The sequence below is a fragment of the Streptomyces sp. PTY087I2 genome (assembly GCF_001687325.1).
Taxonomy (GTDB): domain Bacteria; phylum Actinomycetota; class Actinomycetes; order Streptomycetales; family Streptomycetaceae; genus Streptomyces.
Genome location: NZ_LZRD01000072.1, coordinates 1 through 2,773, shown reverse-complemented (window position 1 = coordinate 2,773; position 2,773 = coordinate 1). Strand labels below are relative to the sequence as shown.

The 2,773-nt window shown below is 75.2% G+C and carries 2 pseudogenes; both read left to right on the top strand.

The features are described from left to right. A pseudogene (locus A3Q37_RS35075) lies at positions 1-1,017 on the top strand (serine/threonine protein kinase); the annotation flags it as partial. A 211-nt stretch (positions 1,018-1,228) separates the two neighbouring features. Next, positions 1,229-1,828: pseudogene (locus tag A3Q37_RS36255) on the top strand (protein kinase); the annotation flags it as partial. Positions 1,829-2,773: the final 945 nt, after the last annotated feature.

Sequence of the window (2,773 nt, the reverse complement as noted above, 5' to 3'; positions counted from 1 at the left end):
AAGCCGCCGTCCCCGCCCGGGACTCCGGCCCCTGCCGCGAAGTCCGGAGCGGCGGCCGGGGCCCCCCCGGCGGGCGCGCGGGGAGCCGTCGCGGCCCCCGCCGCCCCCACCGGAGCCCCGACGTCCGCCGCGACGGCGAACGCGTCGGTGCCCGGGCAGCGCCCGCCGTCCTCGGCCGCCTCCACGCGTGCCTCGATCACCGACGTGGTGCCCCGCCGCACCCTGGCGATCATCGCGGCCGTCGTCGCGCTGGCCATCCTCGGCACGGTCCTCGCGCTCAGCCTCGGCGGCGACGACCCGGACAAGGGCGGCAAGGACGACACCGCCGCATCGGCCGGAGCCTCGACCGGCGGCTCCGGCGACAAGGGCGGTGACACGGACGGCGGTTCGTCCGGCGGCAAGGGCGACGGCCAGAAGGAGGGCCAGGGCAAGGAGGACGGCCGGGCCTCCGAGGGCTCCTCCGGCGAGGGCTCCGACGATCCGAAGTCCGACGACCCGAAGGGCGACGAGGGCGAGGGCGGCGACGGGGGCGACAAGCCGGGCGCCAGCGGCTCCCTGCCCGCCGGCTACAAGGAGATCACCGACGCCCGGTTCCACTTCACCATGGCGATGCCCGAGAACTTCCGGCGCACCGCCATCGCGGGCACCAACTCCGGCGGCATCTACAACGCCGGGCAGGGCAGCTTCCCCCGGGTCCAGGTCGACTTCAACAGCTCGCCCAAGGACGACGCCGTGGCCGCCTGGCGCGGAGCCGTCGGAAGCGCAAAGGTCCTCAGCGACGGCTACAAGCACGGCAGCATAAAGAAGGTCGAGTACAACGGCTATCCGACCGTCGCGGACTGGACGTTCGAGCGCAGCCACAGCGGCGTCCGGGTCAAGGTGCTCAACCGCGGCTTCAAGGTGGACGCCAAGCGCGGCTACTCGATCATGATCAGCTGCAAGGTCGACGAGTGGGACGGCGACGAGTGCCGGACGCTGCGCGAAACGGCGTTCGCCACCTTCACGCCCACGGACTGACCGCCGGGCGCGCCCGATCCGGGCCGGTGTGAAACGTTTGTGCGGGCCGGGTTGGTGCGACCCGGCCCGTCGGCCCGTGTTGCCACGTATCGTAAGAGGCCGGAGACCGTACGCAGCCGGAACAGCGGGTCAATTGCCCGCCGGATGACCGTAACTGACGGATTGGTGCGGCTTCCGATGGCCGGGGAACAGCGCGCTCTGGGGAGGCGTCGTGGACGACTACGCGGGTCGGGTGCTTGCCGACCGCTACCGCCTTCCGCTGCCTCCGTCCGACGGGTACGAACTGGCCGAGACCCGGGCGTTTGACACCTACAGCGGCCAGGAAGTCCTGGTCCGCCAGGTGCCGTTGCCGGAGATCGTGGACGCCGAGGTGCTGGACGCCGACGGGCGGGCCCCGATGTCCGGGCGGGCCGGCGGGCGGGCGGTCCGCCGCAGCACGGACCCCGCGGTCCGGCGGGCGATAGAGGCCGCGCAGGCCGCGGCCCAGGTGCCCGACCATCCCCGCCTCGACCAGGTCTTCGACGTGTTCGCCGAGGCGGATTCGCTCTGGATAGTCAGCGAGCTGGTCGCGGCCCGGCCGCTCGCGGCGCTCCTCGCCGAGCGCCCCCTCAACCCCTACCGGGCCGCCGAGATCGGCTCCGACGTGCTCACCGCCCTGCGGGTGCTGCACGCCCACGGCTGGACCCACCGCAACATCACCGTGCGCACGGTTCTGGTGTGCGACGACGGCCGCGTCATGCTCACCGGTCTCGCGGCGGGCGCCGCCGAGGAGGCCCTCTGCGGGTACGCCCCCGAACCACGGCCCGACGACGGCCCGGCGGCCGGCCCGTCGATGCCCGCCCCGACGACGTACGGCATCCCGGCCCCGGAGCCCGCCCCACCGAGGGAACTGGGCGGCGCGTATGCGCTGCCGGGGGCCGGGGGTGACGTGGGCGTTGAGGAGTACGCGGAGGCCCAGGGGTACGCGGACGGGCAGGGGCAGCACGCGGATGCCCCGGGGTACGCCGAGTTCGGCAGCCGGGAGGGCTACGGGGGTGGGGAGGCTTCGGGCAGCCTCGGGGGCCCGGACAGCCGCGAGGCTTCGGGGAGCCGTGAGGGTCTGGACGGCCGGGAGAGCTATGGCGGTCGCGGGAGCTATGGGGGCGGGGAGGCTTCGGGCCGCCTCGGGGGCTTGGACGGCCGCGAGGCTTCGGGGAGCCGTGAGGGCCTGGACGGGCGGGAGGGCTACGGCGGTCGCGGGAGTTACGGGGGCCGGGGGGCTTCGGGCCGCCTCGGAGGCTTGGACGGCCCGGGGGCTTCGGGCCGCCTCGGAGGTCCGGACGGCCGGGAAGCTTCGGGGAGCGGTGAGGGTCTGGACGGCCGGGAGGGCTATGGCGGTCGCGGGAGCTAGGGGGGCGGGGAGGCTTCGGGCCGCCTGGGGGGCTGGGGCGGCCGGGGGGTTTGGGGCCGCCTCGGAGGTCGGGACGGCGGGGAAGCTTCGGGGAGCGGTGAGGGTCTGGAGGGCCGGGAGGGCTATGGCGGTCGCGGGAGCTATGGGGGCGGGGAGGCTTCGGGCCGCCTCGGGGGCCCGGACGGCCGGGGGGCTTCGGGGAGCCGTGAAGGCCTGGAGTTGCCTGTTCCGCCGTTGCCGCAGGGGTACGCGCCGCGCCGGGAGGGCGACGAGCGCGACCCGTACGGCCTGCCGCCGGGCCGCGAGGCCGAGGCCGAGCCCGTTCCGGAGCAGCGGGCCGACGGGCAGGAGATCGTCCCGCGACCC